Origin of the sequence: Agrobacterium sp. SORGH_AS_0440, from assembly GCF_031453135.1 — a bacterium.
In the GTDB taxonomy this organism is placed as follows: domain Bacteria; phylum Pseudomonadota; class Alphaproteobacteria; order Rhizobiales; family Rhizobiaceae; genus Agrobacterium; species Agrobacterium pusense.
Window position 1 is genome coordinate 1,952,314 of sequence record NZ_JAVIYR010000002.1, and the last position, 25,323, is coordinate 1,977,636.

A 25,323-nucleotide genomic window follows, 5' to 3' on the forward strand; every position below is an offset into this window, starting at 1 on the left:
TGCTTCTGACTACAGCATGCCGGGTGGAAGCGGAATCGCTTTTCGCAATTTCTCAGACGATGGAGGCCTCAGCCGGCCAGCAGCGCCTGCACCTTGCCGCAATAACGCTTGGAGACCGGGTTCATGCGGGTAGCGCCATGGCCGGCATTGTACCGCAGGATCGTGCTGCAAACCTGACCGCCGCCCAACTGATGCGCCGTCGCCAGATATTGCATGCCCCAGCGAATGTTGGTCTCGGGGTCGTACAGCGCTTTGGTCGTGCCGCGATAACCCATCATCCGCGCCGTTGCCGGCTTGATCTGCATCAGCCCGACTTCGCCGGCGCTGCCACGAGCCTTGGGGTTGAACTTGCTTTCAACCGAAACCACGGCATGCGCCAGATTGGTGGGAACGCCGTAACGCTTGGCATATTTGACGATCAGATCGGAATAATCGTTCCTGAGCGAAGAAGGCAGGCTCTTTTCTGGCATGGGATAACCGGGCTTGCGGAAGAAATTCTCCAGCGTCACGGTCTTGGTCTTCACGTCTTCATCTTTGGCAAAAGCAATCCCCGCCTGCGAAGCGAGTACAGCAATACCCACTACGACAGCAACAACAACCCTGTTCATATGTAGAAAAAGTCTCCAGATCGGAGGACCGGAACAATGAATCGGCACAATTAGTCAACGCCCGGAAAGTCGATCGCGACTCTCCGCTGTCCGGTCTCCTTGATTGATATTGACGGCAGGTTCCCCTGAAGAACGTCACCGCATACAGTGCTGTTCTTAAACTTCCTCAATGCGGATTAACTGTGGCAACCCAAAAAAAGCGACTTGCGGAGCGCGGCAAACCGGGATTCGTTTTCCAGAAACTGCGTTCAGGCGACCGAAAATTTCGGCAGGCTGGCAATCAGCCGGTGCAGGGTGTCAATGGTGGAAAAATCCGCAATGCCATCCACCAGTGCGGGCCGGAAATGCCTCTGGAACGCCGCCACGGCGCCCTCGGTTTTTTCACAATAATTGCCCGTTATTTCAACGCCGTAACCGTAGATGGACAGCATCGACTGCAGCGCTTCGACGGGCTGGCCATGGTCGCCGCGCTGGAAAAAACGCCCGCCGCGGATTGGCGCGGGTTCAACCCAATGGCCGACACCGTGCTGCGACAGGATGTCCCACGGGAATTTTTCGCCCGGATCGACCTTGCGGATCGGCGCCACGTCCGAGTGGGCAAGCACCCTTTCAGGGGCGATATGCCACCGCTGGCCGCAATCGCGACATAATTCGATGACGGCTTCCACCTGCTCCATGGGGAATTCCGGCAGCCCGCCGGGATGACCCTGATTGGCGATTTCGATGCCGATGGAGCGGGAGTTGATGTCCTCGTCCCCGGCCCAGGAGCTTTTTCCCGCGTGCCATGCACGTCGGGTCTCCGGCACAAGCTGGACGATGCGCCCGTCTTCGAAAACAAAGTAGTGGCTCGATACCTGGCTTTCGGGATTGCAGAGCCACGACAGAGCGCCATCGGCTGTCGTCATGCCGGTATAATGAAGAAGAATGATATCGGGACCGGGCACGCCGATCCTCTCGCCGTGATTAGGCGAAGGCGCAACAGTTGCGCCCCCGAAATCCGGGGTAAAATCCGGCAGACATTCACTCATGCGACGCGGCGTTCTTTCTCGATGGCCGCATAGGCGGCGTTGAGAGCCGCCATACGCTCATTCGCAGCCGCATGCAATTCCATGGGAACGCCACGGGCGATGAGCTTGTCGGGATGATGCTCCGCCACCAGCGAACGGTAACGCTTGCGGATATCCAGGAAGTCGTCGGACGGCGAAACACCGAGCACGCGGTAGGGATCGCGCCCATCCATATGCACATGCCGCGCCATGATCGTTTCGAAATGATCTTCGGTGATATGGAAGATTTCCGCGATACGGCCGAGGAAGGCGAGCTCACGCTCGTGGATCAGGCCATCCGCCTTGGCGATATGAAACAGGCCGTCGATGACGCTTTCCAGCATCTCGCAATTATCGTGACCGGAACCGCAAAGACCGGCCAGCCGCTCCGCATAGGCTTCGTAACCCGCAACGTCCTGACGTGCGAGGTTATAAAGACGGGCTACGTTTTTGGCTTCTTCTTCCGGAAAATCGAAAATCTGCCTGAAGGCCCGCACCTCGGCATCGTTGACGATGCCGTCGGCCTTCGCCATCTTGGCGGAAAGCGCGATGATGGCCACGGAAAAAGAAACCTTGCGGCGCGTTTCCGGATCACCTTCGAACAGGGTGCGGATGGCTTCCACCACGCGACCAAGCGCGTTCCCTGCCGCGTCGCCGATTGCGCCGAGCAGCCGTTCCCACAGGGATGAAATTTGCAAACAGGCGAAATCGAACATCATGACCGCAAGCATGACGGGATATTGCCGCGAATGCAATATCCACAGCGGGTAAGCGGCATTAACTTTTATTCATCTTTGCGACAGTTTTGCTTCAGGAACAAGATAGCGGGATGAACGGAACTCCGGGTTTTCCACAGGGCACTGGGCCCGTGTCCGCAATGGGCCTATTGAAACGATTATATTTGCCCGGTCAGGTCAAGCCGCTGAAAAAGCGCGAGAAATCGGCGTTTTTCTTGATAATTCACTTTACACCTACACGCGGCTGTCGCATCCATTTGCCAGACATGTCCAGACATGTGTTTGAGTATACGCAAAAGGAGAGCCATGATGGCCAAACAGAAAGTCGCAATGCTGACCGCGGGTGGCCTTGCGCCCTGTCTCTCTTCGGCCGTGGGCGGCCTGATCGAACGATACAGCGATATAGCGCCTGAGATCGACATCATCGCTTACCGCTCCGGTTATCAGGGCGTGCTTCTGGGTGATCGCATCGAAATCAGCAAAGACATGCGGGAAAAGGCGCATCTGCTGCATCGTTACGGCGGCTCGCCGATCGGCAACAGCCGCGTCAAGCTTACCAACGCCGCCGATTGCGCCAAGCGCGGCCTCGTCAAGGAAGGCGATAATCCGCTTCGTGTCGCTGCCGAGCGGCTGGCGGCCGACGGCGTCACCATTCTTCATACCATCGGCGGTGACGACACCAATACGACCGCAGCGGACCTCGCCGCCTATCTCGGCGCCAACGGCTACGACCTCACCGTCGTCGGTCTGCCGAAGACGGTGGACAATGACGTGGTTCCGATCAAGCAGTCGCTTGGCGCCTGGACGGCCGCCGAAGTCGGCGCGTCCTTCTTCGACAATGTCAGCAACGAGCAGAGCGCAGCCCCCAAAACCTTCGTTATCCACGAAGTCATGGGCCGCCATTGCGGCTGGCTGACGGCGGCCACCGCCCGTGCCTATATCCAGAAGACCAACGGCAACGAATATGTCGAAGGCCTGATGATGAACACGCAGATGAAGAACATCGACGGCATCTACCTGCCGGAAATGGCCTTCGACATCGAAGCGGAAGCCGAGCGCCTGAAGGAAATCATGGACAGACACGGCTACGTCACGCTGTTCGTCTCCGAAGGTGCCGGTCTCGATTCCATCGTCGCTGAACGCGAGGCTTCCGGCGAAGCGGTAAAGCGCGATGCCTTCGGCCATGTGAAGATCGACACGATCAATGTCGGCGGCTGGTTCCAGAAGCAGTTTGCCAGCCTCATCGGCGCAGAACGCTCCATGGTGCAAAAATCGGGCTATTTCGCCCGCTCTGCCCCCGCCAATGGTGACGATCTGCGCCTCATCCAGGGCATGGTCGATCTCGCCGTGGAAAGCGCACTCAACAAGGTCTCCGGTGTCACCGGCCACGACGAAGACCAGAATGGCAAATTGCGGACCATCGAATTTCCGCGTATCAAGGGCGGAAAGCATTTCGACCTCTCTGCCAAATGGTTTACCGAAGTGATGGAACATGTCGGTCAGCCGTTCACAGCGGCCTGATTTTACGGTAGGCTAAAATAAGACGGCGACAGGGAGGGCAAGGAGGAAGAGAATGTCTGGACAGGCCTGGCTGATTTTTTGCGCAGCATGTGCCGTGGTGTTCGCACTCCCCTCTCCCCTTGTATTTTCTGTCGCCTCTTATGCCGCCATCCGCAGCAAAAAGACGCTTTTGGCTTCCGTCAGCGGCGGCGCTCTCGGTATCGTAACCGCCATGACGATTTCAGCCATTCCTGTGGCCGGCTTTGCCTATATGCCGCAGTCTTTCGTGGAAATCGTGCAATGGGCCGGGCTCGGTTGGCTGATGCTGTTTTTCCTGTGGACTTTCGCCACTCCCGCCGCCCAGGCGGCCAATGCCGATAATGACAATCTGGCTGGCAAGTCCGGGAGCGGAACGTTCCGAGATTGTTACGCAACCGCCGCCCTGAGGCCGCGCTATTTCACCTTCTTCCTGGCGCTGTTGCCGCAATTCATCTCCACCACCGGCAATGCGGTAGAGACGTTTGCCGTGGCGCAGGCCGTAGTCCTGCTTCTGGCTCTGGCCATTCTCATCGTGCAGGGGCTGTTTCCCGAATCGACTCTGGCACTGGTGCGGCGCATGTCTGGCGACAAGAAAATCCGCCAGAAGTACCGCACGCACTTCATTTCCGGCCGCGCGGTCAGCGCCGGATACAGGCGCATCGCGGCCTGAAACACTGCAAGTCGCCTCCCGGCTTGCCGCTTTCCTTACAATAGGTTAATGAAGCTCGACGGGACACTGCCTGCTTCGCTCGACGCGGGGGTATCGAAAGACAGGCATAACGAAGGCGGCAACATGCGAAATTCGGGCAAATTCCGCGGAAGAAGGACACTTCTTCTGTCTTCCACCGTGGGTCTGGCACTTGCATTGAGCGCATGCACCAGCGTCGAATATACCGCGAAGGATGGGCCAAACGGCCCTAAAATCGCAACGGTCAACCCCGCGACCACTCCTGCGTCGACATCCGCGCAGCCAGCAGCGACCGAGGCCGCAGCAGCAACCCCGACAGCTGCATCGGTTCAGACCGCCGAAACCGCAGCCTCTTCTCAGGCAGCAGCACTTCCCACAGCCGTCGCCGTCAAGGGCGGACGCGTGGCGCTGCCGCCGGCTTCCGAAATAGCTGCCGCCGCTGCGATCACTGCCCAGATGCAGCCGCAGCAGACCGAGGTCGCCCAAGCCGCCGTGGCGGCATCTGCACCCACCGCGGCCGCAGCACTCGCACCGGCAAGCGCCGCTCCCGCGGCGGCAGCCATCGAAACGGCGGCTGCGACGGCCAAACCTGCCTCCCATAATGCCGCGGCCGATCTGCCGCAGGTGGTTGCCGTCAAGGGCAGCTTCCCGCCGGCACCGCCGCCGCCCGGCTCACCCTCCATCGGCACCGAACTGACGGCCGAACGCAAAGTCATTCCGCTGCCCAAGCCGGACAGCACCGTTCTCGCCTATGCCGCCGGGCCGACCAACGCCGCCCTTGCCGCCATCCGGCAGAATGAAGCGATGACTGCGCCGCTTAATACGCCACCTGCCGGACGCGAAAAATTGAGCGGGCTGATTTCCAAATACGCCAGCATGTATGATGTACCGGAAGACCTGGTTCATCGCGTGGTGCAGCGCGAAAGCCGGTATAATCCCGGCGCCTATAACAGCGGTAACTTCGGCCTGATGCAGATTAGGCACGCTACGGCACGCTCCATGGGCTTCGATGGCCCCGCCTCGGGCCTGTTCGACGCCGAAACCAATCTCAAATACGCCGTCAAATATTTACGCGGCGCATGGGTGGTAGCGGGCAACGACCGCGACAACGCCGTCAGGCTTTACGCGCGCGGTTATTATTACGATGCAAAACGCAAGGGCATGCTGCACGTTCTGCGCAAGTGATCGCCTCTGGCGTCGCTCTGAGCGCGGTGCAGCCGTTTGTCCTTGAGCGTCGGGCATTTTCCTTTCGCCATCCCTGGTTTTGTCCCAAGGATTTGAAAACCTCGCAAATATCAGGACGTGCAGATCCTCGGGACAAGCCCGAGGCGACGTATCCGTAGCGGCGCCAGTCGCCTCCCCATCCGGCGCTGGGGCGGTTCTTTGTGTACCGTACTGCCGGCCCCGTCTGGTTTTCCAGCGTCTCCATCATTCCCCGCCTTCGCCCACAGCCCCTGTCATCAAACTGTAGCGTCACGGCTGTAGACGCCTCTCAATCGACTGAGAGGTGAACAAATGACGAGTGCGGCACCCAAGACCGGCTTCAGCAAGAACACGAAACTGAAGTCCGCATTGCTCCAGCACAAGGCTCTCTCGAAAAGCGGCCTCTCCGAACGGTTCTTCGGCGTTCTTTTCTCCGGCCTCGTCTATCCGCAAATCTGGGAAGATCCCGAGATCGACATGGAGGCGATGGAGCTTGGCGAAGGTCACCGTATCGTCACCATCGGTTCCGGCGGCTGCAACATGCTGGCCTATCTCTCGCGCAACCCGGCCAGAATCGACGTGGTTGACCTCAATCCGCATCACATTGCGCTGAACAAGCTGAAGCTCGCCGCCTTCCGCCATCTGCCCGCCCATCAGGACGTGGTGCGTCACTTCGGCCGCGCCAATATGCGCAGCAATAGCCACGGTTACGATCGCTTCATCGCCGAACATCTTGATGCCACGACCAAGGCTTACTGGTCGAAGCGCACGCTTTCCGGCCGTCGTCGCATTTCGGTGTTTGACAGGAACATCTATCACACCGGCCTGCTCGGACGCTTCATCGGCGCAGGCCATCTCATGGCCAGGCTGCACGGTGTGAAGCTCACCGAAATGGCCAGGACCCGGACGCTCGAAGAACAGCGCCAGTTTTTCGACAGCAAGGTCGCGCCGCTCTTCGACAAGAAGGTGGTCCGCTGGTTGACGAAACGCAAAAGCTCCCTCTTCGGTCTCGGCATTCCGCCCCGCCAATATGACGAACTGGCAAGCCTTTCCGATGATGGCACGGTTGCCTCGGTTTTGAAGCAGCGGCTGGAAAAACTCGCCTGCAACTTTCCGCTGAGCGACAATTATTTTGCCTGGCAGGCCTTTGCACGCCGTTATCCGGAGCCGCATGAAGGCTCTTTGCCCGCCTATCTCAAGTCCGAATATTACGAGACAATCCGCAACAATACGGCGCGCGTCGCCGTGCATCACGCCACCTACACCGAGCTTCTCTCCAAAAAGCCGGCAAGCGCCGTCGACCGCTATATCCTCCTGGACGCGCAGGACTGGATGACGGATGTGCAGCTCAACGAATTGTGGTCGCAGATCAGCCGCACCGCCGCATCGGGCGCTCGCGTCATCTTCCGCACCGCAGCCGAAAAGAGCGTGATCGAAGGCCGGCTTTCCCCCGATATCCGCAATCAGTGGGTCTATCTGGAAGAGCGCTCCAGCGAGCTCAACGCCTTGGACCGCTCGGCCATTTATGGCGGTTTCCATATTTACCAGAGGGCTATGGCATGAAAACCGTCGGTGAGAATGTAAGTCTTGCAGATAGTGCACATGCGAGCCTGATGGACCGCATGTATCGCCACCAGCGACATATCTACGATATCACCCGCAAATATTACCTTCTTGGCCGCGACCGGACCATTTCCGGCCTGAACGTACCAAAGGGCGGCACGCTCCTGGAAGTCGGCTGCGGCACCGGTCGCAACCTGCTGCTGGCCGGCCGCAGGTTTCCTGACGCCAAACTATTCGGCCTCGACATCTCTGCCGAAATGCTGCTGACCGCAGCCGAGAATTTCGCCGGCAGGGCGGAACGCCCGATTTTACGCGTGGCCGACGCCACCGCTTTCCGCCCCTCCGAGTTCGGTCAGCCCGACGGGTTCGACCGGGTCATGATTCCGTATGCGCTGTCGATGATACCGGACTGGGAAAAGGCAGTGGAACAGGCGCTCAAGGCGCTGAAACCCGGTGGCGCGCTGCATATTGTCGATTTCGGCCAGCAGGAACAGCTGCCGAAGTGGTTCCGCACGCTCCTGCACGGCTGGCTCACGCGCTTCCATGTTACGCCCCGCGCCAATCTTCGCTATGTCCTGGCAAATATGGCAGGCCGTTTTGATGGCAACCTCGAATTTGAGGAAATCGCCCGTGGTTACGCCTGGCGGGCTGTCATTACCCTTCCGGTCATTGAAGCGCAGCAACCGAAAATCCACCGCATCCTGGCCGACGCCTGATTGCAGAAGGTAGAACGGACCCCGCGCAGCGCCGAGGGGCGTCACCGTCAAGGCTCCTGCAGCGCCTTATTCGGCGATGAATGCGCAAATCGCTTCAAATCCAGCGACTGTCGGGTGCAAAAAGCACGTTGCCACTTGCCATATCAGTTTGTTTACCATGTTATGCGTAAATCGGGAGATACGGCGCGCCGTTTTGGCGGCCGTATAGGGGCAATATTTTCATCAGGGTTCCAATGCGGCTGCGTTTATCGGCACTATTGTCGGCTTTGCTATTGATCGGCGGCTGCACCTCCACGAGTTACGATCTGCTCGAAACCGCGTCCGTATCCAAGCCAAAATTTTCCGATACCGACCCGCAGGATTTCGGCGTCAACAACCCGCACCGCCATGAGGTGCACGGCATCGACGTATCCAAATGGAATGGCGATGTCGACTGGCAGACCGTGCGCAAGTCGGGCGTGTCATTCGTCTTCATCAAGGCAACGGAGGGGTCGGATCGAATCGATCCGAAATTCGGCGACCATTGGCGCAGCGCCGCAGCCGCGAATATTCTGCATGCGCCTTACCACTTCTATTATTTCTGCTCGACGGCAGACGCGCAGGCCGACTGGTTCATTCGCAACGTGCCGAAGGACGCCGTTACGTTGCCACCGGTTCTCGACGTGGAGTGGAACCCTGCCTCCCCCACCTGCAAGACGCGCCCGGCTCCCGGCATCGTACGCGCCGAAATGCAGCGCTTCCTCGACCGCATCGAAGCCCATTACGGCAAACGTCCGATTATCTATACCTCGGTTGATTTCCACCGCGACAATCTCGTCGGCCAGTTCAAGGACTATCATTTCTGGGTGCGGTCCGTCGCCGCGCATCCGACCAAGATCTATGAAGACCGGCAATGGGCCTTCTGGCAATACACCGCAACAGGCGTCGTACCCGGCGTGAATGGCCCGACCGACATCAATGTCTTTGCCGGAAGCGAGAAAAACTGGCGGAAATGGATCGCTTCGGCCAAATAGGACGGCCAAGAAGCAACACTTTCCAAAATTCGGCGTTGTTCAACCACGTCAGATCGCCCGATCCGTTTTTTTGTCGCAAACATATGGGTAAAGCGGGCTAACAACCTATCGAGGAAATTCCCATGCCCACGTTCCGGTCGCGCAGCATCATCTTTGCCGCCGCTCTGTCTCTTTTGTCTTCCAGCGCAGCCCTCGCCACGCCACCGGTTGCATCGCCTGACGATCCCAAGCAGGTCGCCTGCGGTGGTGATCTCGGTACGTTTCTTGAAGGCGTCAAGGCCGATGCGCTTGCCAAGGGCATTCCGGCAGATGCGATCCAGAAGGCATTGGCGGGCGCACAGATCGACCAGAAGGTGCTATCGCGTGACCGCGCGCAGGGCGTTTTCCGCCAGACTTTCCTCGAATTCTCGCAGCGCACCGTCAGCCAGGCCCGCCTTGATATCGGCCGCAAGAAGCTGCAGGAGCTCTCCTCCACCTTCGCCCGCGCCGAAAACGAGTTCGGCGTGCCCGCTGGCGTCATTGCCGCCTTCTGGGCCATGGAGACCGATTTTGGCGCCGTTCAGGGCGATTTCAACACCCGCAACGCGCTGGTAACCCTGTCGCATGATTGCCGCCGCCCGGAGCTCTTCCGCCCGCAGCTGCTCGCGCTGATCGAAATGGTTCAGCATGGCGATCTCGATCCTGCCACCAATACGGGCGCATGGGCCGGCGAAATCGGCCAGGTACAGATGCTGCCGAAGGATATCATCGCCTTCGGCGTCGATGGTGATGGTGACGGCCACATCAACGTCAAGAGCAGTGCGCCCGATGCCATTCTAACGGCTGCAAAATTCATCCAGCACCTCGGCTTCAAAAAGGGCGAACCCTGGATTCAGGAAGTTTCCCTCCCCGAGAACCTGCCCTGGGAAAAATCCGGCCTTGGCGGCCCGCTGACCGCCGGCGAATGGTTTGCGCTTGGCGTCACCCCGCGCGATGGCAACAAGAACTTCGCCTCCCTTCCCGCCGCACTCATCATGCCGCAGGGCCGCAAGGGTCCCACTTTCCTCACCTATCCGAACTTCAACATCTATCTGGAATGGAACCAGTCGTTCATCTACACGACCTCGGCTGCCTATTTCGCTACCCGCCTGATGGGCGGCCCGGTCTATGACAAGGGCAACCCAGATCCCGGCTTTGATGACGCCACCATGAAGCAGCTTCAGTCCAAGCTCGAAGCACGCGGCCACAATGTCGGCAAGGTGGATGGAATTCTCGGTTCTGGCACCCGCGTCGCCATCCAGAAGGAACAGCAGCGCCTCGGCATGCCGGCGGACGGCTGGCCTACGGCAGCTCTTCTACAGGCGCTTTAACCTGTCTTAACGCTGCTCTCCGGCCCTTAATCTGTCGGCCGGAATCAAGGCGGAAATCGCTAATCTCGACCGGATGACTGGGGATAAAACCCCGGTCATTTACTTTTTTTAAACATATGAAGCACTGCGTGATAAGAAAATAACCATTCATTTTCAAATAATTACGGAAATTCCTTTTTTGAGACCCTGAAAGACGTGCTGCACCGCATCACAAAAACCGCTTTTCAACTGCCACAAAACGGTCATATTATCGAAGCTGTCAACAAGAGGAGGCACCCATGGGACTTACAAAATCTCTCAATGCCTTGGCAGTCGGTTTGGCGTTTTTGTTCGTAGCGATGATGCTTTTCATCTGACGAGACGTGAAGACCAAACGCAGTGAAGAACCGTAGATGACACGAATTTAAAAAGCGCAGGCCCCGAGGGACCTGCGCTTTTTTCTGTCCGAAAATAGCCTGGCTGAAATCACGCGGCGCTGCGACGCAGACGCTCCAGGCCCAGATTTTCAAGCACGGCATCAACCAGCGGCGCGCGGTTCATGGTATAGAGGTGGAACTCATTGACGCCGCGCCGCTGGAGATCGGCGATCTGCTCGGCCGCAACCTCTGCAGCCACGCGGGCGCGGCCCTCCAGATCCTCGTCATAGCCTTCAAAACGCTCATCCAGAAACGCAGGAATGCTTGTGCCGCAGCGTCCGGCGAAACGCTTGAGCTGGGTGAGATTCTGGATCGGCATGATGCCCGGAACCACCGGAATGGTGATCCCCGCCGCCGTAACCCGTTCCATGTAACGTTCGAACACGTCATTATCGAAGAAGAACTGCGTCAGCGCCCGGGTAGCGCCATTATCCGCCTTGCGCTTCAGCATGTCGATATCAACAGCTTCACTTGCGCTTTCCGGATGCTTTTCAGGATAGGCGGAGACCGAAATCTCAAAGTCGCCCAGCTCCTTGAGGCCCTTTACCAGCGCTGCGGCGTTCTCGTAACCCTGCGGATGCGGCTGGTAAGCCGTGCCGATACCAGTGGAGGGATCACCGCGCAGCGCCACGAAATGACGAACGCCCGCATTACGGAACTCGTCGACGACCTGGTGCACCTCATCGCGGCTCGCGTCCACGCAGGTCAGATGTGCGGCCGTCGCCAGGTGGCTGTCACCGATCATCCGGCGCACCGCGTCCAGCGTCGGCGCCTTGGTGGAACCACCGGCACCGTAGGTGACGGAGACGAAATCCGGGTTCCACTTCTTGAGCTCGGCAACCGTTTCCCAGAGCTGGGTTTCCATCTCGGCGTTCTTGGGCGGGAAAAATTCGAAAGACAACCGGATGTCGCCATCACGGCGTGCGGTTTCCGACCTCAACATATCATGCCCTCCCGGAGCGAAGTAAAACCGCCTCTTGCGCCACATCGTCTGCCATCAGCAGCCGCTGGTCGCGGGCAACCCAGATCGTGACGTCCAGAGCTTCGTCGGACGCCTTTTCAGAATGCAGATCGACGGCACGCTCCAGAGAAAGCCCAGCCTTCTTCATCCACTCTTCCATCAGCGGGTGCGAGAAGCCTAGCCGCACATGCGCGTGTTCGTCGCGCAGATATTCAAAGGAATGCGGCGCAAGATCGATGACGATCAACCGACCGCCCGGACGCAGCATACGCGCGGCTTCCGAAAGGGCGATCTCCGGCTGGTCGAGAAAATGCAGCACCTGATGGATGACGATCAAATCGAAATCCTGTCCCTCAAGCGGCAGATTGAGAATATCGCCATGGCGCACGGAGGCGTTCACCACGCCCGCCTTGTCCAGATTGGCGCGTGCCACCGAAAGCATGTCGCGGCTCGCATCCACGCCGATGGCACGGCGATAAATGCCGCTCAGAAGCTGCAGGATACGGCCGGTGCCCGTGCCGAGATCGAGCAGCGAATCGACGGGCGTGGTGCCCACCAGCTTCAGTAGCGCGCCTTCCACGGCTTCGTCGCTGACATGCAGGCGACGCAGTTCGTCCCAGGCGGACGCATTACGGCTGAAATAATCCTGCGCCCGCTCCGCCCTCACCCGCTTGACGGCGGCCAGTCGCTCACTGTCACGCTGAAGAACCGCGTCGGAAGGCGAGGCCGCTGCAAGCAACTGCCGAACGACACCCGCAGGCTCGCCATCCTGCCGCAAGCGAAAATAGGCCCACGCACCTTCCTGATAACGCTCGATCAGCCCCTCTTCCGTCAAAAGCTTGAGGTGACGGGAGATACGCGGCTGCGACTGGCCAAGGATTTCGGTAAGGTCGGTCACCGTCAGATCGCCGGCCGAAAGAAGCGCCAGCAACCGGAAGCGCGTCGGCTCACCCGCCGCCTTCAGGAGATCCACCAATTTGTCCAGACCGAACGCCACTCTGCCGCGCCTCGCAAGCTAATCAAGATATAAAGATATCTTTATGTCGATGTGGCGCGAGATGCAAGCGCAAAGTGCCGCGCGAGACGATCATCTCCACTTATTACACGGAAAAAGGCCCGCTTTGCGGCGGGCCTTTTTGAAGTGATGACAAACGGATCAGCGTGTCAGACGCTTGTAGCTCACGCGGCCGGGCTTGATGCTTTCCGGGCCGAGGCGACGGACCTTGTCCTTTTCGTAGTCTTCGAAGTTGCCTTCGAACCATTCCACGTGGCTGTCACCCTCGAAAGCGAGAATGTGGGTCGCGAGGCGGTCCAGGAACATGCGGTCGTGGCTGATGATAACGGCGCAGCCTGCGAAAGCTTCCAGCGCTTCTTCGAGCGCTGCCAGCGTTTCCGTATCAAGGTCGTTGGTCGGTTCGTCGAGCAGCAGTACGTTGCCGCCCGCCTTCAGCATCTTGGCAAGGTGCACGCGGTTGCGCTGACCACCCGAGAGGTTGCCGACCTTCTGCTGCTGATCGCCGCCCTTGAAGTTGAAGGCGCCGCAATAGGCGCGCGAGTTCACTTCGAACTTGCCGAGCTTGATGATGTCGTTGCCGCCGGAGATTTCTTCCCACACGGTCTTGTCACCCGCCAGCGCGTCGCGGCTCTGGTCGACGTAACCGAGCTGGACGGTATCACCGACCGTGATCGAACCGCTATCCGGCTGCTCCTGACCCGTGATCATCTTGAACAGCGTGGTCTTGCCAGCGCCGTTCGGGCCGATGACGCCGACAATACCGCCCGGGGGCAGCTTGAAGGACAGGTTCTCAATCAGCACGCGGTCGCCATAGGATTTGGTGAGGTTCTCAGCCTCGATGACGACGCGGCCCAGACGCTCGGCGACCGGAATGACGATCTGCGCATCGCCGGGACGGCGGTTTTCCGCTGCTTCCACCAGCTCGTCATAGGCCTTGATACGCGCCTTGGACTTCGTCTGGCGGGCCTTGGGGCTGGAGGCGATCCATTCCTGTTCGCGGCTGATGGCCTTCTGACGCGAAGCATCTTCGCGGGCTTCCTGCTGCATGCGCTTGGCTTTCGCCTGCAGGTAAGCGGAGTAATTGCCCTCGTAAGGAATGCCGCGACCACGATCGAGCTCGAGAATCCAGCCCGTGACGTTGTCGAGGAAGTAGCGGTCGTGGGTGATCATCATCACGGCGCCGGGATAGTCGCGCAGGTGCTTTTCGAGCCAGGCGATGGTTTCAGCGTCCAGATGGTTGGTCGGTTCGTCGAGCAGCAGCAGGTCCGGCTGCGACAGCAGCAAGCGGCACAGTGCCACGCGGCGGCGCTCACCACCCGAAAGGCCGGTCACCGGCGAATCGCCGGGCGGGCAGCGCAGGGCGTCCATGGCCATTTCGACCTGATTTTCGAGGTCCCACAGGTTCTGGCTGTCGATGATGTCCTGAAGCTTCGCGCCCTCTTCCGCCGTTTCATCGGAATAGTTCATCATCAGCTCGTTGTAGCGGTCAACGATCGCCGTCTTGCTCGCCACGCCTTCCATGACGTTTTGCATCACGGTCTTGTTTTCGTCGAGCTTCGGCTCCTGCTCGAGATAACCGAGCGTCGCACCTTCGGCGAGCCACGCCTCACCGGTATATTCCTTGTCAAGGCCGGCCATGATCTTGAGAACGGTCGACTTACCCGCGCCGTTCGGGCCGAGGATACCGATCTTGGCGTCAGGGTAGAAGGAGAGATGCACATTCTCCAGAACCTTCTTCGCGCCATAGGACTTGTTCAGCCCAGCCATGTGATAGATGAATTGACGTGCCATTGTAGCGAATGCTCCACATCGGATTTTTAAGAGTACGTATCGGGAAATTTGCCGCTATGTAGGGTAAATAGGACCTTGGGGCAACCTCTGGCACGATTATGACCCCATGATTATGACACGCTGCGCGATGAGACGACGGGTGCGACGATGAATGAGACGACCGATAACTTCGCATTCAGCCGGATTGAGAGGCTGGAAGCCCCTTCCGGCGCATCCATCGCCTTCCGACATCAACCTTCCGCCCTTGCTCCCGCCCGCGGCGTGCTGATGATCTGCCACGGCCTTGTGGAACATGCGGGCCGTTACCGCCGTTTTGCCGACGTCATGGCGCAACAGGGTTTCGAGGTCTATGCCCACGACCATCGCGGCCACGGTCGCACGAAAGCGGCGGATGCGCCTCTCGGCCGCTTTGCCTGGAAGGATGGCGCGGACAAGGTCGTGGCCGACGTCATGGCGATGCGCCGGCTGGCCGGCGAGCGGCATCCCGGCCTGCCGGTGATCCTGTTCGGCCACTCCATGGGGGGCCTCGTGGCGCTCAATACCGCTGTCAGTTACCCCGACGCCTTCGATGGTCTGTCGATCTGGAATTCCAATCTCAATCCCGGTCTTATGGGCCGTTTCGCGCAGATTGTGTTGCGGTTGGAAAAAATGCTGAAAGGCTCGGATGTGCCGAGCGCCATCCTGCCGAAAGCCACCTTCCGCGCCTGGAACGCGAAAATGCCGGAAAAGCGCACCCATGCAGACTGGCTGAGCCACGACAAGGCGGCGGTTGACGCCTATGTGGAAGACCCGCTCTGCCAGTTCGAGGCGAGCGTTTCCCTCTGGCAGGATGTCTTTGCACTCTCCTATCGCGGCCCGAAACTTATCGAGCGTCTGCCGAAGGCTTTGCCGCTTTTGCTGGTGAGCGGTGATGAGGACGCCGCCACCAATGACGGCAGGGAGATCGTGTGGCTTGCCGAACGTTTCCGGGAGGCGGGCTTCAGCCATGTCGAGCACACGATTTACAACGGCATGCGGCACGAAACCCTGAACGAAATCGGCTGGCAGGCCGTCGCGGCGGATTTTGCCGCCTGGTGCGGCCGCGTCGTGGATGACAGTAAAACGCCCTCCCCGTCATTCCGGCCTTGAGCCGGAATGACGGAATTAGGGGACTCTCAAAATACCGAATGTCGAAGCTGCCGTATCAGCCCCAGTTTAGTGCCGTTCCAAAACGGAATAAGTCCATGAGATAAAATCACATGCGACGCGGCAAGCAGCGGTCTATAAACCGGCAGACACCAAGTACCGGGGGATAGATGACCGACAAGCCGAACAGGAAACCGCCGCTATCGGGCATCCGCGTCATCGAATTGGCGCGTGTTCTCGCCGGTCCCTGGGCGGGGCAGATGCTGGCCGATATGGGCGCAGACGTTATCAAGGTCGAAAACCCCGAAGGCGGCGATGATACACGCGCATGGGGACCGCCCTTCGTTGAGAGCGATGACGGAGAAAACCTCTCCGCCGCCTATTACCACGCCACCAATCGCGGCAAACGCTCCATCGTCGCCGATCTCAAAACACCCGAGGGCTGCGAACTGGTGCGCCGGCTGGTGCGCACCGCCGATGTCGTCATCGAGAATTTCAAGCGCGGCGGACTTGCAAAATATGGCCTCGATTACGAAAGCCTCAGGGCGCTCAATCCGAAGCTGATCTATTGCTCCATCACCGGCTTCGGCCAGACCGGGCCCTATGCCGATCTCGCCGGATACGATTATATCGTGCAGGGCATGTCCGGCTTCATGTCGATTACGGGCGAAGCCGACGGACAGCCGATGAAGGCAGGCGTGGCGGTTGCCGATATCTTCACCGGCATCTATTCCGTATCGGCCATTCAGGCGGCCCTGATCCACGCCATTCGATCTGGCGAAGGCCAGCATATCGACATGGCGCTTCTCGATGTGCAATCGGCCGTTCTCGCCAACCAGAACATGAATTACCTGATCTCCGGCAGGCCTCCCGTCCGGCTCGGCAACGCCCACCCAAATATCTCCCCCTATGAGGTGGTGCCAACGGCCGACGGCTTCCTGATCCTCGCGGTCGGCAATGACGGTCAGTTCCGCCGCCTCTGCAATATCCTCGGCATCGGCGCGATCGCCGATGACGAGCGATACGCGACAAACAAGGCCCGCGTGGCGCATAAGGTCGAGGTGCGGCAGATCGTTTCCACGGAGACGCTGAAATGGCAGAAGCGCGATCTTCTGACCGCCTGCGAGAAGAACGCCGTCCCCGCCGGACCGATCAATTCCATCGAGGAAATGTTCGCGGATCCGCAGGTGAAGGCACGCGGCCTCCGTATCGATCTGGAGGCGGAAGACGGCACTGTCATCCCCGGTGTCCGCACACCCATTATCATGTCTCAGACGCCGCTGCGTTATGAACACCCGAGCCCTAAGCTCGGCGAACATCAGGCGCAGGTGCTGGCCGAACTGGAAAACATCGAAAGGACCACGACGCCATGACTGCAGCCGGAATGAAAAGAACAGGCGGGCAATTGATCGTCGAAGCGCTGAAGGCCAATGGTGTCTCCCGCGTTTCCTGCGTTCCAGGCGAAAGCTATCTGGCCGTTCTGGATGCGCTTTATGAAAGCGGCATCGAAACCGTGGTCTGCCGTCAGGAAGGCGGCGCAGCCATGATGGCCGATACCTGGGGGCGGCTGACGGGCGAGCCTGGCATCTGCATGGTGACCCGTGGCCCCGGTGCCACAAATGCCTCGGCCGGCCTGCACATTGCAAGGCAGGATTCCATTCCGATGATCCTGTTCATCGGTCAGGTGCAGCGGGATGCCCGCGAGCGCGAGGCCTTTCAGGAAGTGGAATATCGCCGCGCCTTTACCGAATTCGCAAAATGGGTGGGCGAGATCGATGATGCCCGCCGCATCCCTGAATTCGTTACCCGCGCTTTTGCCGTCGCCACTTCCGGCCGCCCCGGCCCCGTGGTGCTGACGCTGCCCGAAGACATGCTGGTGGAAGAGGTCGAAGCTCCCGAGGCAAAGCCCTATACGCCCGTCGAGGCACATCCAGGCCTGTCGCAAATGGCCGCCTTCGCCAAAATGCTGGGCGAGGCAAAACGCCCGGTCTTCATCGCCGGCGGCACCCGCTGGTCCGAGGAAAGCGTGACGGGCTTCAAGGCTTTTGCGGAAAAGCACAAACTTCCCGTGGGCTGTTCATTCCGCCGCCAGATGCTGTTTGATCATCTGAGCCCCTCCTACGCAGGCGATGTCGGCATCGGCATCAACCCGGCACTGGCCAGGGAAATCAAGGAAGCCGACCTCGTGGTGCTGCTCGGTGGCCGCCTCTCCGAAATGCCCTCCTCCGGTTATACGCTGCTCGATATTCCCTACCCGTCGCAGAAGCTCATCCATATCTATCCGGAGGCGGAAGAGCTCGGCCGCGTCTATCGGCCGGACCTCGCTATCTGCGCCTCCCCGAACGATTTCGTTGCCGCCCTTGCCTCCATCGATCTTGCCGGCAATGCCGCCTGGGCCGATCGCACGGCCTCAATGCATGAGGCCTATCTCAAATGGTCAACGCCGCCGCATACAGGCCCCGGCGCCGTGCAGATGGGTCCGATCATGGACTGGATCGAGGCGAACGTTGCTGAAGACGCCATCTTCACCAATGGCGCCGGCAATTACGCCACCTGGCTGCACCGCTTCCACCGCTTCCGCCGTTTCAACACGCAATCGGCCCCGACATCAGGCTCCATGGGTTACGGCCTGCCGGCGGCGGTGGCCGCCAAGCACCTGTTCCCGGAGCGCGAGGTGATCTGCTTTGCCGGTGACGGTTGCTTCATGATGCACGGGCAGGAATTCATCACCGCCGTGCGTTACGGGCTGCCAATCATCACCCTGCTGGTCAATAACGGCACCTATGGCACGATCCGCATGCATCAGGAGCGGGAATATCCCGGTCGTGTCAGCGGCACCGATCTCGTCAATCCGGATTTCAACGCCTTTGCCAAAGCCTATGGCGGACACGGCGAAACGGTGGAAAGAACGCAAGACTTCGCCTCCGCCTTCGAACGGGCACGGGCAAGCGGCAAACCGGCGATCATCGAGGTGAAGCTGGATGCGGAAGCGATCACGCCGACGCGTACCCTGACGCAGATCAGAACCCGAAGCTGATATCGCGCATGGACATGGCTTCGGCATGGTGTAAATCCTGACTGTGACTCACAGCTTAGGAAACGCCATGCCGGATACAGCCCCTCCCGTCATCACCCCACGCGGCGCGAAGATCGAGCCCTCGGCCGGCGCGCCTTTCGAGGCAGTGCGCGTGGCCCGCGATGTGCTGCACACGTCCCGCACGGCAGCACTCGCCACGCTCGATCCCGTCAGCGGTTATCCCTATACAACCGCGACCAATATCGGCATCGAGCCGGATGGCACGCCGTTCTTCTTCGCGGCCGGGCTGACGCTGCACGCCCGCAATATGGAAAGCGATTCTCGTATCTCGCTGACACTCGCCCCTTTCGGCAAGGGTGACGCGCTGACGCTGCCGCGCCTGACACTGGTGGGCAGGGCGGAACAAATCAGCCCGGATGAAGTGCCGATCGCCATCGCGCGCTACATTGCCCGCTACCCCAAAGCGAAACTTTATCTCTCCCTTCCCGACACAAGGCTTTACCGGCTGCGGACGGAAGGCGTGCAGATTAATGGCGGCCCGGCCCGCAACGCCAGCAATATCATCCCCGCCGATCTGCGCACCGATCTGTCAGGCGCAGAAGAACTGATGGCGGCGGCGGAAAGCGAAGCGACCCGCCTTAACGCCATCAAGGGCGAAGCAGCTCGGCTCGCCGCTCTAGCTGGCGCAAAGGCTGGCCGCTGGACGATCACCTCCATCGATCCGGATGGTATCGATTTCGCCTCGGCAAATGATCTGGCGCGACTATGGTTTGCGGAGCGGGTGGAGACGTTGAAGCAGTTTGAGAAGGCGCTTGCTTCGCCGGTGAGGTGACGGACGCAAGCGATTCAAAAAACATGAAAATTGCTTCTACTTGGTATTTTGTGGCCATGTCGCCGCGCCGCGCCGTCACCCCGGACTAGATCCGGGGTCCAGCGCGATCAAGTCCTTGATCGCGAGAGACTCTTTTCACGGCGCAGACGCGCCGTGGCTGGATGCCGGGTCAAGCCCGGCATGACGGGGAGAGTTTTTGACCCCATCCCATCAAAAAGGCCGGGCCGCATTCCGCGACCCGGCCTTTTCTTAAAGATCAGACTGATGCTCAGAGAGCAGCGGTGACGATGAATTCAACCTTGTAATCCGGCGTTGCCAGCGCGGCTTCGCTGGTGGCGCGGGCCGGCGGGTTTGCCGGGTCGATCCAGCCTTCCCAGACAGCGTTCATTTCGCCGAAGGTGGACATGTCGGAGAGGTAGATGATGGTCTGCAGGATCTTCGACTTGTCGGAACCGGCAGCGGCCAGCAGGCGGTCGACTTCAGCGAGAGCCGACTTGCTCTGTTCCGTCACGCTCGTACCTTCGCCAACCTGGCCGGCCAGATAAACGGTATTGCCGTGAACGACGGCGCCGCTCATGCGCTTGCCCGGCTCGATACGCTTGATGGTCATGGAAAACTCCTGTTGATTGGCACTTGAAAAATAGAATGACGCGCGAAAAATCAGCCGCGCAGGTGATGGGTCTTTTCGTAGATCGCCGTGGAGCGCGCGCCGGAACGGCAATAGCCGAGCATCGGGCGCTGCAATTCATCGAGCGCATCCACCATGCCGGCAACGGCATCGGCGTCGACGCCGTAGCGGCCGACCGGCACATGCATGATCGTCAGGCCAAGCTGCTCTGCACGCTCGGCAATATCGGCAAAAAGCGGCTGACCGTCTTCTTCGCCGTCCGGGCGGTGGCAGACGATCGACTTGAAGCCGAGTGCCTTGATCTCATCCAGATCGGCGACGCTGATCTGTCCAGTTACCGAATATTCGTCGTCTATGCGCCTGATATCCATGTCATGCCTCCTGAAACCGGCGTCCGCGCCGCTGGACGTCATCCTTAGAGCGTTTCCAGTAAAAGCGGAAACGCTTTTACGTCCGGACAACGCGTAAAATCAAAGAGCTAGATCGTTTTGGCGATTCGAAGAAAAGCCAAAACGATCTAGAAATCCGCATCCGATGTAAGCGGTCAAATCCCATGCGTCAATGATGCCCGGTCTTCATTCGGTACGGCTCAGAGGATGGAAAAGCGCAGACCGAAGGAACGGCTTTCGCCCGGCTGAAGAATATTGAACTCACCGGCTGCCTCAAGCTCGCTACGCCCCACCCAGCGATGCGAAACCGGCTCGATGCCGAGCACGTTCGCCGGTGCCTGCTGGTTGCGCCACATCTGCAGATAGGGCAGCGTCTCCGTGCGAAAACGCACGGTGAGCGTCTTCCCGCCAATGGCCGCAATCGGGCCGAGTTTCAATTCCGCCCATTCAGTCTTGCCGGCCGAGACGCAGAAAACAGTGCCCGGCTCCTCGCCAAAACGCCAGCCATGGCCGCCGCCATCCAGCATTGCGCCTTCAAGCCGCACCGCATCGTCAAACAGGCGAGCGCCGACATTCATATGGTACATCAGGAATACTGGGATCGGCCGCCCGGACGTATTGACGATCCTGTCATCGAGGCTGACCTCGCCGCTTTCGCCATCGATCTTCCATGTCCGTTCCAGCAGCGCCGTGCCGCCATCGGCAAGCTTCACGGGAACCTCGACGCGCGCCAGCGCATTGGACTCGAGAACATCGAACGCGGTGATCGTTGCGGGATGCGAGGAGAAGGAGCCATGCAAGGGATATCGACGCCCCTCGCGGTCACCATCAATCGGTTCGGGATGACGGATATGATCGGGACCACAGGTAAAAAGAAAGCCTTCAAGCGAGTGGTCGATACGCGCATCGCCATCATCGGGAATGGCGCGGCCGGGCGCGATGTCTATGCCATCGACGACGCAGGCGCCGATATCGAAAACGGAGGTCTCATCGAGGAAAATGCGTGGCGATCTGCCAGCCTGAAACGAACGCAAGACAACCTCCCTGTGGCAGTAAAAACGCATGGTTCACGGAAACGCTACTAACCGTGACGGAAATTAAGATTGCATTAACCGCGAATTCACCTTTTTCACAATAGGGTCAAGATTACGGTGTGTTTATCGGTGACGAAGCAAGGGATAGCAGAATCGTGAAACAGTTTCTTAACGCAGCTCTGGGCCTGACGATCGCCGTGGCGTCGATTTTCGCTCCGCTACAGGCTGGCGCGCAGCAGCGTTATGGCGAACAGACCATGCTGGTTACGCCAGATGGCCGCGTTCTCGATTTCATGCCGGAACGTGGCGACATCGTCATCAGCCGTGACGCAATGGGTCGTACCGTGTTCTACGACCAGTACGGCAACCTGCTGGCCACCGAAATGCCCTCCGGCTACCAGCAGCGGCAGCAGGTACGCCAGCGCGACACCACCTATTATCCACCCGCCCCCGGTGGCCAGTATCGTGAGCCGCCGCGCGACTACGGTTATCAGGACAACGGCAACGTGCGCGATTATCGTGAATATCGCGGCGACGGCTCCGATGAGAATCTCTCCACCGGTTCCGTGCCAGCCCCCGGCGCGGTGGAAAGCGGCCCGCTCGGCCAGCCGATGCCGGGAGAAAGCACCACGGCCGCCGTTCCGCAACCGGACCACCTGATCGAGCGGCATACGCCGGTAACGACGCCGGTCAACCGTTCCCGCCAGGAAATCGTCGCGCTCCAGACCTTCCTCGACCGCGAGGGCATCTCCCCCGGCGTGATCGACGGGAAGATGGGCGACAATGTCAACAAGGCCATAGCCGCCTGGCAGGACATGACGGGCGAAAAGCTCGACCCGAACAATTCAGAAGACATTCTGGAACGCCTGCGCGCCTCGGGCGGCATGCCGATTGTGGATTACACGATCACCGCCGCCGATGCCGCCGGCCCCTACGTGGCCTCCATCCCGGACGACTATGCCGAGAAATCGCAGCTTCCTGCCCTTTCCTTCACGTCGACCTCGGAAGCGCTGGCCGAACGCTTCCATATGGATGAGAACTATCTGAAAGAGCTGAACCCCGGCGTCGATTTCTCCGTGCCCGGCACTATCATCAAGGTCGTCAATCCCGGCGAGGCGAAGAAGGGGCAGGTCGCCCGCATCGTTGCGCACAAGGGTATCAAGCAGGTCTTCGCCTATGGCCAGGACGGCAATCTGATTGCCGCCTATCCAGCCACGATCGGCTCCACGGACACGCCCTCGCCAAGCGGCACCCATACGGTAGAGCGTATCGCGCTCAATCCGGGCTACACCTATAATCCCAAGATCAACTTCAAGCAGGGTCAGAACGACAAGATCCTGCAGATCCCGCCGGGCCCGAACGGTCCTGTCGGCACGGTCTGGATCGCCCTGTCGAAGCCGACCTACGGCATTCACGGCACGCCGGAACCCTCGAAGATCGGCAAGACGAACAGCCATGGCTGTATTCGCCTGACCAACTGGGATGCCACCGAACTGGCGAAAATGGTCCGTCCCGGTGTGGTGGTCGAATTCGCGGAATAAATCGACTGGAAGAAAAGGAAAAAGCCCGGCGGTCCGGGCTTTTTTAGTTATGACGTTTCAGTCGCGCTTTTCCGTCAGGAAATATAGCAGCGCGGTTACCGGAAGAGCAAAGCCGATCCAGGAGGCGGCTTGCCATTCGCCAACCGCATAGGCCCAGCCGCCAACGGCGGAACCAATTGCACCGCCCATGAAAAACGTCGCCATATAGATGCCGTTCAGGCGGCTGCGGAATTCCGCCCCCAGCGTGAAGATCGCCCGCTGCCCGAGCACCAGATTGGTAGTGACACCGAAATCCAGAACGATTGCGGCAATGACAAGAATGGCGAGCGCCAGATGCGATCCCTCGGGCGCAAGATGCGTGACGGCGAAAGAGAGTGCTACCGCCAGCAGTGCGAAGAATGTCGCCGCCCGCGTCCAGCCGCGATCCGCCATCCGCCCGGCAATCGGGGCGGCGACGGTGCCGGCCGCACCAGCCAGTGCGAAGAGTGCGATCTCACCCTGGCTGAGATTGAAATGCGGCCCACTCAAATAAAGAGGCGTCGTGGTCCAGAACAGGCTGAAGGCCGCGAAGAGAAAGGCATGATAGATCGCCCGCCGCCGCAGGACCGGCGTGTGAAGCGCCAGCCGGCCCATCGAAGCCATCAAGGCGCCATAGCTCAGCCGCGCTTCAGGCATACGGGTCGGCAGGAGCCGGAAAAGCACCACGGCAAGAAGCGCCATGACGGCCGCAGACGTCAGAAACACACCGCGCCAGGAGACAATTTCCGACAGAAGGCTGGAAACCGGCCGCGCCAGCATGATGCCGGCCATCAACCCACTCATGACATTGCCGACCACCCGCCCGCGAATGGCGTGCGGCGCCATATGGGCCGCATAGGGAACGATGACCTGCACCGCCACCGAACTGACCCCTACCAGGAAGGCTGCGATCAGAAACGGCGTCGCATGTGGCGCGAATGCTGCGGCCGCAAGGGAAAGCACCGCCATGGAGACGGAGCCGACGACCAGCTTGCGGTTTTCCACGAGATCGCCGAGCGGCACGACAAACAGCAGACCGACACCGTAACCGATCTGTGTCAGGGTCACGATCAGCCCCGTCGCGCCAGCGGAAAGACCGAGCTCCGCACCGATGATGCCGGCAAGCGGCTGACCATAATAAAGGTTGGCCGCGATCAATCCGCAGGCTGTCGCCAGCAGGAAAGTCAAAGCCGGGGAAATGGATGGTGCCTGAATATCATCGCCATCAATTACACGCGTCGTCATCATTTTCTCCAATATGGAAACAATCGTTTCCTAAATATTCACAAAATTACTCGGCAAGCCTCATGGCAATATCCACCACGGCCACCATGTCTTTAAGGCTCCGCCCTGTCTTTCCCACCACGCGCATACCGTACATCATGCACAGCATCGCCCGCGCAAGATCATCGGGATCGGCCTTGGACCGCACGGAACCATCCTTCTGCCCTTCGGCAACGAGGCGGGCGACGATCCGCTCCCTCGCCTTCACGGCCCTCTCGACCACAACGGCGATGTCGTCGTCCAGTGCCGCCAGATCAGCAGCGGCACCAACCACCAGACATCCGTCGGAGCCGACGCCGCCGTGGGATCGTTCGGCGTAAAACATCAGCCCCGCTCTCACCCGCTCATAACCGGTGTCGAAACCGGCCACAGCTGCCTCAAAACGCTCGGTCTGTATGATCCTGTAGCGCTCCATCGTCGCGATGAAGACGGCTTTCTTATCCTTGAAGGCCTTGTAGAGGCTACCCTGGGCCAGCTCCATCGCATCGGTAAGATCGCCTACCGAGGTGGCGTGATAACCGCGCCGCGAGAATACCTTGATCGCGCCATCGAGCGCGCGTTCAAGATCGAACTCGCGCGGGCGGCCGCGATGGCGCTGTTCCGGGGAAAGGGGCTGGCTGAAATTGCTCATGAGCGGAATATAGGAAACGATCATTTCCAAATCAAGCAAAAATTTCGCGCCATGAAGAGGACGTGGGAGCGCCTCGTAAAGGCCGCCTCTTCTCCGCATTTTGGTGGGGAACCCATTTCACCAAACCGTCGCACCGTCGCCGCAACCGGGCGGGATTCG

At 59.7% G+C, this 25,323-nt stretch carries 23 protein-coding genes; 12 read left to right on the forward strand and 11 right to left on the reverse strand.

Annotation, left to right across the window (positions count from 1 at the left end; all coding sequences use genetic code 11):
- Nucleotides 1–68: 68 nt before the first annotated feature.
- From QE453_RS18910 to QE453_RS18920, 3 genes are all read right to left on the reverse strand, one after another.
- A complete protein-coding gene (locus tag QE453_RS18910) occupies nucleotides 69–608 on the reverse strand; it encodes a lytic transglycosylase domain-containing protein (protein ID WP_004442810.1) in 540 nt (179 codons plus the stop codon).
- 248 nt (nucleotides 609–856) lie between these two features.
- Nucleotides 857–1,636: an N-acetylmuramoyl-L-alanine amidase gene (locus QE453_RS18915; RefSeq protein WP_107339236.1), complete on the reverse strand. Its 780-nt coding sequence runs from the start codon at nucleotides 1,634–1,636 to the stop codon at nucleotides 857–859.
- Nucleotides 1,633–2,373, reverse strand: coding sequence for a DnaJ family molecular chaperone (locus QE453_RS18920; protein ID WP_034498855.1), 741 nt, complete (start codon nucleotides 2,371–2,373; stop codon nucleotides 1,633–1,635). Before QE453_RS18920 ends, QE453_RS18915 begins: the two co-directional genes overlap by 4 nt.
- A 327-nt stretch (nucleotides 2,374–2,700) precedes the next feature.
- Here QE453_RS18920 and QE453_RS18925 point away from each other — a divergent pair, with 327 nt between their 5' ends.
- The 7 genes from QE453_RS18925 (at nucleotide 2,701) to QE453_RS18955 (ending at nucleotide 10,462) form a co-directional block, all read left to right on the forward strand.
- A complete protein-coding gene (locus QE453_RS18925) occupies nucleotides 2,701–3,912 on the forward strand; it encodes a pyrophosphate--fructose-6-phosphate 1-phosphotransferase (RefSeq protein WP_004442813.1) in 1,212 nt (403 codons plus the stop codon).
- 52 nt (nucleotides 3,913–3,964) lie between these two features.
- Complete coding sequence (locus tag QE453_RS18930) at nucleotides 3,965–4,600, forward strand: LysE family translocator (protein ID WP_309777680.1); 636 nt, start codon at nucleotides 3,965–3,967, stop codon at nucleotides 4,598–4,600.
- A gap of 123 nt (nucleotides 4,601–4,723) precedes the next feature.
- Complete coding sequence (locus QE453_RS18935; RefSeq protein WP_072494946.1) at nucleotides 4,724–5,803, forward strand: lytic transglycosylase domain-containing protein; 1,080 nt, start codon at nucleotides 4,724–4,726, stop codon at nucleotides 5,801–5,803.
- Between the two features lie 330 nt (nucleotides 5,804–6,133).
- Nucleotides 6,134–7,384, forward strand: coding sequence for a DUF3419 family protein (locus QE453_RS18940; protein ID WP_309777682.1), 1,251 nt, complete (start codon nucleotides 6,134–6,136; stop codon nucleotides 7,382–7,384).
- The gene (locus QE453_RS18945) at nucleotides 7,381–8,100 is read left to right on the forward strand and encodes a class I SAM-dependent methyltransferase (protein WP_006697744.1); all 720 of its coding nucleotides are present in this window, start codon (nucleotides 7,381–7,383) and stop codon (nucleotides 8,098–8,100) included. Before QE453_RS18940 ends, QE453_RS18945 begins: the two co-directional genes overlap by 4 nt.
- Before the next feature lie 233 nt (nucleotides 8,101–8,333).
- Nucleotides 8,334–9,113, forward strand: a complete 780-nt coding sequence (locus tag QE453_RS18950; protein ID WP_004442823.1) for a GH25 family lysozyme — start codon at nucleotides 8,334–8,336, stop codon at nucleotides 9,111–9,113.
- Between the two features lie 122 nt (nucleotides 9,114–9,235).
- Nucleotides 9,236–10,462, forward strand: coding sequence for a lytic murein transglycosylase (locus tag QE453_RS18955; RefSeq protein WP_244455598.1), 1,227 nt, complete (start codon nucleotides 9,236–9,238; stop codon nucleotides 10,460–10,462).
- Nucleotides 10,463–10,927: 465 nt separating this feature from the next.
- On the opposite strand, the gene metF is transcribed toward QE453_RS18955, so the two are convergent.
- From metF to ettA, 3 genes are all read right to left on the reverse strand, one after another.
- The gene (metF, locus tag QE453_RS18960; RefSeq protein WP_006697742.1) at nucleotides 10,928–11,821 is read right to left on the reverse strand and encodes a methylenetetrahydrofolate reductase [NAD(P)H]; all 894 of its coding nucleotides are present in this window, start codon (nucleotides 11,819–11,821) and stop codon (nucleotides 10,928–10,930) included.
- A gap of 1 nt (nucleotide 11,822) precedes the next feature.
- On the reverse strand, nucleotides 11,823–12,836 hold the full coding sequence (locus QE453_RS18965) for a metalloregulator ArsR/SmtB family transcription factor (protein ID WP_004442828.1): 1,014 nt from the start codon (nucleotides 12,834–12,836) through the stop codon (nucleotides 11,823–11,825).
- Between the two features lie 159 nt (nucleotides 12,837–12,995).
- Nucleotides 12,996–14,645: an energy-dependent translational throttle protein EttA gene (gene ettA / locus QE453_RS18970; protein WP_022556616.1), complete on the reverse strand. Its 1,650-nt coding sequence runs from the start codon at nucleotides 14,643–14,645 to the stop codon at nucleotides 12,996–12,998.
- 147 nt (nucleotides 14,646–14,792) lie between these two features.
- Between ettA and QE453_RS18975 the strand changes: the two genes are divergently transcribed.
- The 4 genes from QE453_RS18975 to QE453_RS18990 all read left to right on the forward strand — a co-directional run bounded on the left by QE453_RS18975 (nucleotide 14,793) and on the right by QE453_RS18990 (nucleotide 19,639).
- Nucleotides 14,793–15,773 (forward strand): alpha/beta hydrolase, encoded by a 981-nt coding sequence (locus tag QE453_RS18975; RefSeq protein ID WP_309777685.1) that lies wholly within the window; start codon nucleotides 14,793–14,795, stop codon nucleotides 15,771–15,773.
- Between the two features lie 167 nt (nucleotides 15,774–15,940).
- Nucleotides 15,941–17,143 (forward strand): CaiB/BaiF CoA-transferase family protein, encoded by a 1,203-nt coding sequence (locus QE453_RS18980; protein WP_072494648.1) that lies wholly within the window; start codon nucleotides 15,941–15,943, stop codon nucleotides 17,141–17,143.
- Entirely contained in the window at nucleotides 17,140–18,807 is a 1,668-nt protein-coding gene (locus tag QE453_RS18985) for a thiamine pyrophosphate-binding protein (RefSeq protein WP_309777687.1), read from the forward strand. Before QE453_RS18980 ends, QE453_RS18985 begins: the two co-directional genes overlap by 4 nt.
- Before the next feature lie 67 nt (nucleotides 18,808–18,874).
- On the forward strand, nucleotides 18,875–19,639 hold the full coding sequence (locus QE453_RS18990) for a HugZ family protein (protein ID WP_035209345.1): 765 nt from the start codon (nucleotides 18,875–18,877) through the stop codon (nucleotides 19,637–19,639).
- 268 nt (nucleotides 19,640–19,907) lie between these two features.
- Here the strand turns inward: QE453_RS18990 and QE453_RS18995 are convergent, their stop codons facing one another.
- From QE453_RS18995 to QE453_RS19005, 3 genes are all read right to left on the reverse strand, one after another.
- Entirely contained in the window at nucleotides 19,908–20,249 is a 342-nt protein-coding gene (locus QE453_RS18995; RefSeq protein WP_004442838.1) for a RidA family protein, read from the reverse strand.
- Nucleotides 20,250–20,299: 50 nt separating this feature from the next.
- On the reverse strand, nucleotides 20,300–20,638 hold the full coding sequence (locus QE453_RS19000; protein ID WP_003522797.1) for a TIGR01244 family sulfur transferase: 339 nt from the start codon (nucleotides 20,636–20,638) through the stop codon (nucleotides 20,300–20,302).
- Between the two features lie 218 nt (nucleotides 20,639–20,856).
- Nucleotides 20,857–21,690 carry an aldose 1-epimerase family protein gene (locus QE453_RS19005; protein WP_080822954.1) on the reverse strand — a complete coding sequence of 278 codons (834 nt, stop codon included), beginning with the start codon at nucleotides 21,688–21,690 and terminating at the stop codon, nucleotides 20,857–20,859.
- A gap of 155 nt (nucleotides 21,691–21,845) precedes the next feature.
- Between QE453_RS19005 and QE453_RS19010 the strand changes: the two genes are divergently transcribed.
- Nucleotides 21,846–23,231 carry a L,D-transpeptidase gene (locus QE453_RS19010; RefSeq protein WP_309777689.1) on the forward strand — a complete coding sequence of 462 codons (1,386 nt, stop codon included), beginning with the start codon at nucleotides 21,846–21,848 and terminating at the stop codon, nucleotides 23,229–23,231.
- A gap of 57 nt (nucleotides 23,232–23,288) precedes the next feature.
- On the opposite strand, the gene QE453_RS19015 is transcribed toward QE453_RS19010, so the two are convergent.
- On the reverse strand, nucleotides 23,289–24,494 hold the full coding sequence (locus tag QE453_RS19015; RefSeq protein WP_309777691.1) for an MFS transporter: 1,206 nt from the start codon (nucleotides 24,492–24,494) through the stop codon (nucleotides 23,289–23,291).
- 46 nt (nucleotides 24,495–24,540) lie between these two features.
- Entirely contained in the window at nucleotides 24,541–25,188 is a 648-nt protein-coding gene (locus QE453_RS19020; protein ID WP_309777692.1) for a TetR/AcrR family transcriptional regulator, read from the reverse strand.
- Between the last annotated feature and the right edge of the window lie 135 nt (nucleotides 25,189–25,323).

What these genes read in the sequence shown, in the direction of transcription:
- QE453_RS18920 (WP_034498855.1), bottom strand. Translation starts at nt 2,373, where the DNA reads ATGATGTTCGATTTCGCCTGTTTGCAAATTTCATCCCTGTGGGAACGG.
- QE453_RS19000 (WP_003522797.1), bottom strand. Translation starts at nt 20,638, where the DNA reads ATGGATATCAGGCGCATAGACGACGAATATTCGGTAACTGGACAGATC.
- QE453_RS18935 (WP_072494946.1), top strand. Translation starts at nt 4,724, where the DNA reads ATGCGAAATTCGGGCAAATTCCGCGGAAGAAGGACACTTCTTCTGTCT.
- QE453_RS18955 (WP_244455598.1), top strand. Translation starts at nt 9,236, where the DNA reads ATGCCCACGTTCCGGTCGCGCAGCATCATCTTTGCCGCCGCTCTGTCT.
- QE453_RS18975 (WP_309777685.1), top strand. Translation starts at nt 14,793, where the DNA reads ATGAATGAGACGACCGATAACTTCGCATTCAGCCGGATTGAGAGGCTG.
- QE453_RS18990 (WP_035209345.1), top strand. Translation starts at nt 18,875, where the DNA reads ATGCCGGATACAGCCCCTCCCGTCATCACCCCACGCGGCGCGAAGATC.
- QE453_RS18930 (WP_309777680.1), top strand. Translation starts at nt 3,965, where the DNA reads ATGTCTGGACAGGCCTGGCTGATTTTTTGCGCAGCATGTGCCGTGGTG.
- QE453_RS18925 (WP_004442813.1), top strand. Translation starts at nt 2,701, where the DNA reads ATGGCCAAACAGAAAGTCGCAATGCTGACCGCGGGTGGCCTTGCGCCC.
- QE453_RS19015 (WP_309777691.1), bottom strand. Translation starts at nt 24,494, where the DNA reads ATGACGACGCGTGTAATTGATGGCGATGATATTCAGGCACCATCCATT.
- QE453_RS19020 (WP_309777692.1), bottom strand. Translation starts at nt 25,188, where the DNA reads ATGATCGTTTCCTATATTCCGCTCATGAGCAATTTCAGCCAGCCCCTT.
- QE453_RS18915 (WP_107339236.1), bottom strand. Translation starts at nt 1,636, where the DNA reads ATGAGTGAATGTCTGCCGGATTTTACCCCGGATTTCGGGGGCGCAACT.
- QE453_RS18910 (WP_004442810.1), bottom strand. Translation starts at nt 608, where the DNA reads ATGAACAGGGTTGTTGTTGCTGTCGTAGTGGGTATTGCTGTACTCGCT.
- QE453_RS18995 (WP_004442838.1), bottom strand. Translation starts at nt 20,249, where the DNA reads ATGACCATCAAGCGTATCGAGCCGGGCAAGCGCATGAGCGGCGCCGTC.
- QE453_RS18940 (WP_309777682.1), top strand. Translation starts at nt 6,134, where the DNA reads ATGACGAGTGCGGCACCCAAGACCGGCTTCAGCAAGAACACGAAACTG.
- QE453_RS18980 (WP_072494648.1), top strand. Translation starts at nt 15,941, where the DNA reads ATGACCGACAAGCCGAACAGGAAACCGCCGCTATCGGGCATCCGCGTC.
- metF (WP_006697742.1), bottom strand. Translation starts at nt 11,821, where the DNA reads ATGTTGAGGTCGGAAACCGCACGCCGTGATGGCGACATCCGGTTGTCT.
- QE453_RS18945 (WP_006697744.1), top strand. Translation starts at nt 7,381, where the DNA reads ATGAAAACCGTCGGTGAGAATGTAAGTCTTGCAGATAGTGCACATGCG.
- QE453_RS18950 (WP_004442823.1), top strand. Translation starts at nt 8,334, where the DNA reads ATGCGGCTGCGTTTATCGGCACTATTGTCGGCTTTGCTATTGATCGGC.
- QE453_RS18985 (WP_309777687.1), top strand. Translation starts at nt 17,140, where the DNA reads ATGACTGCAGCCGGAATGAAAAGAACAGGCGGGCAATTGATCGTCGAA.
- ettA (WP_022556616.1), bottom strand. Translation starts at nt 14,645, where the DNA reads ATGGCACGTCAATTCATCTATCACATGGCTGGGCTGAACAAGTCCTAT.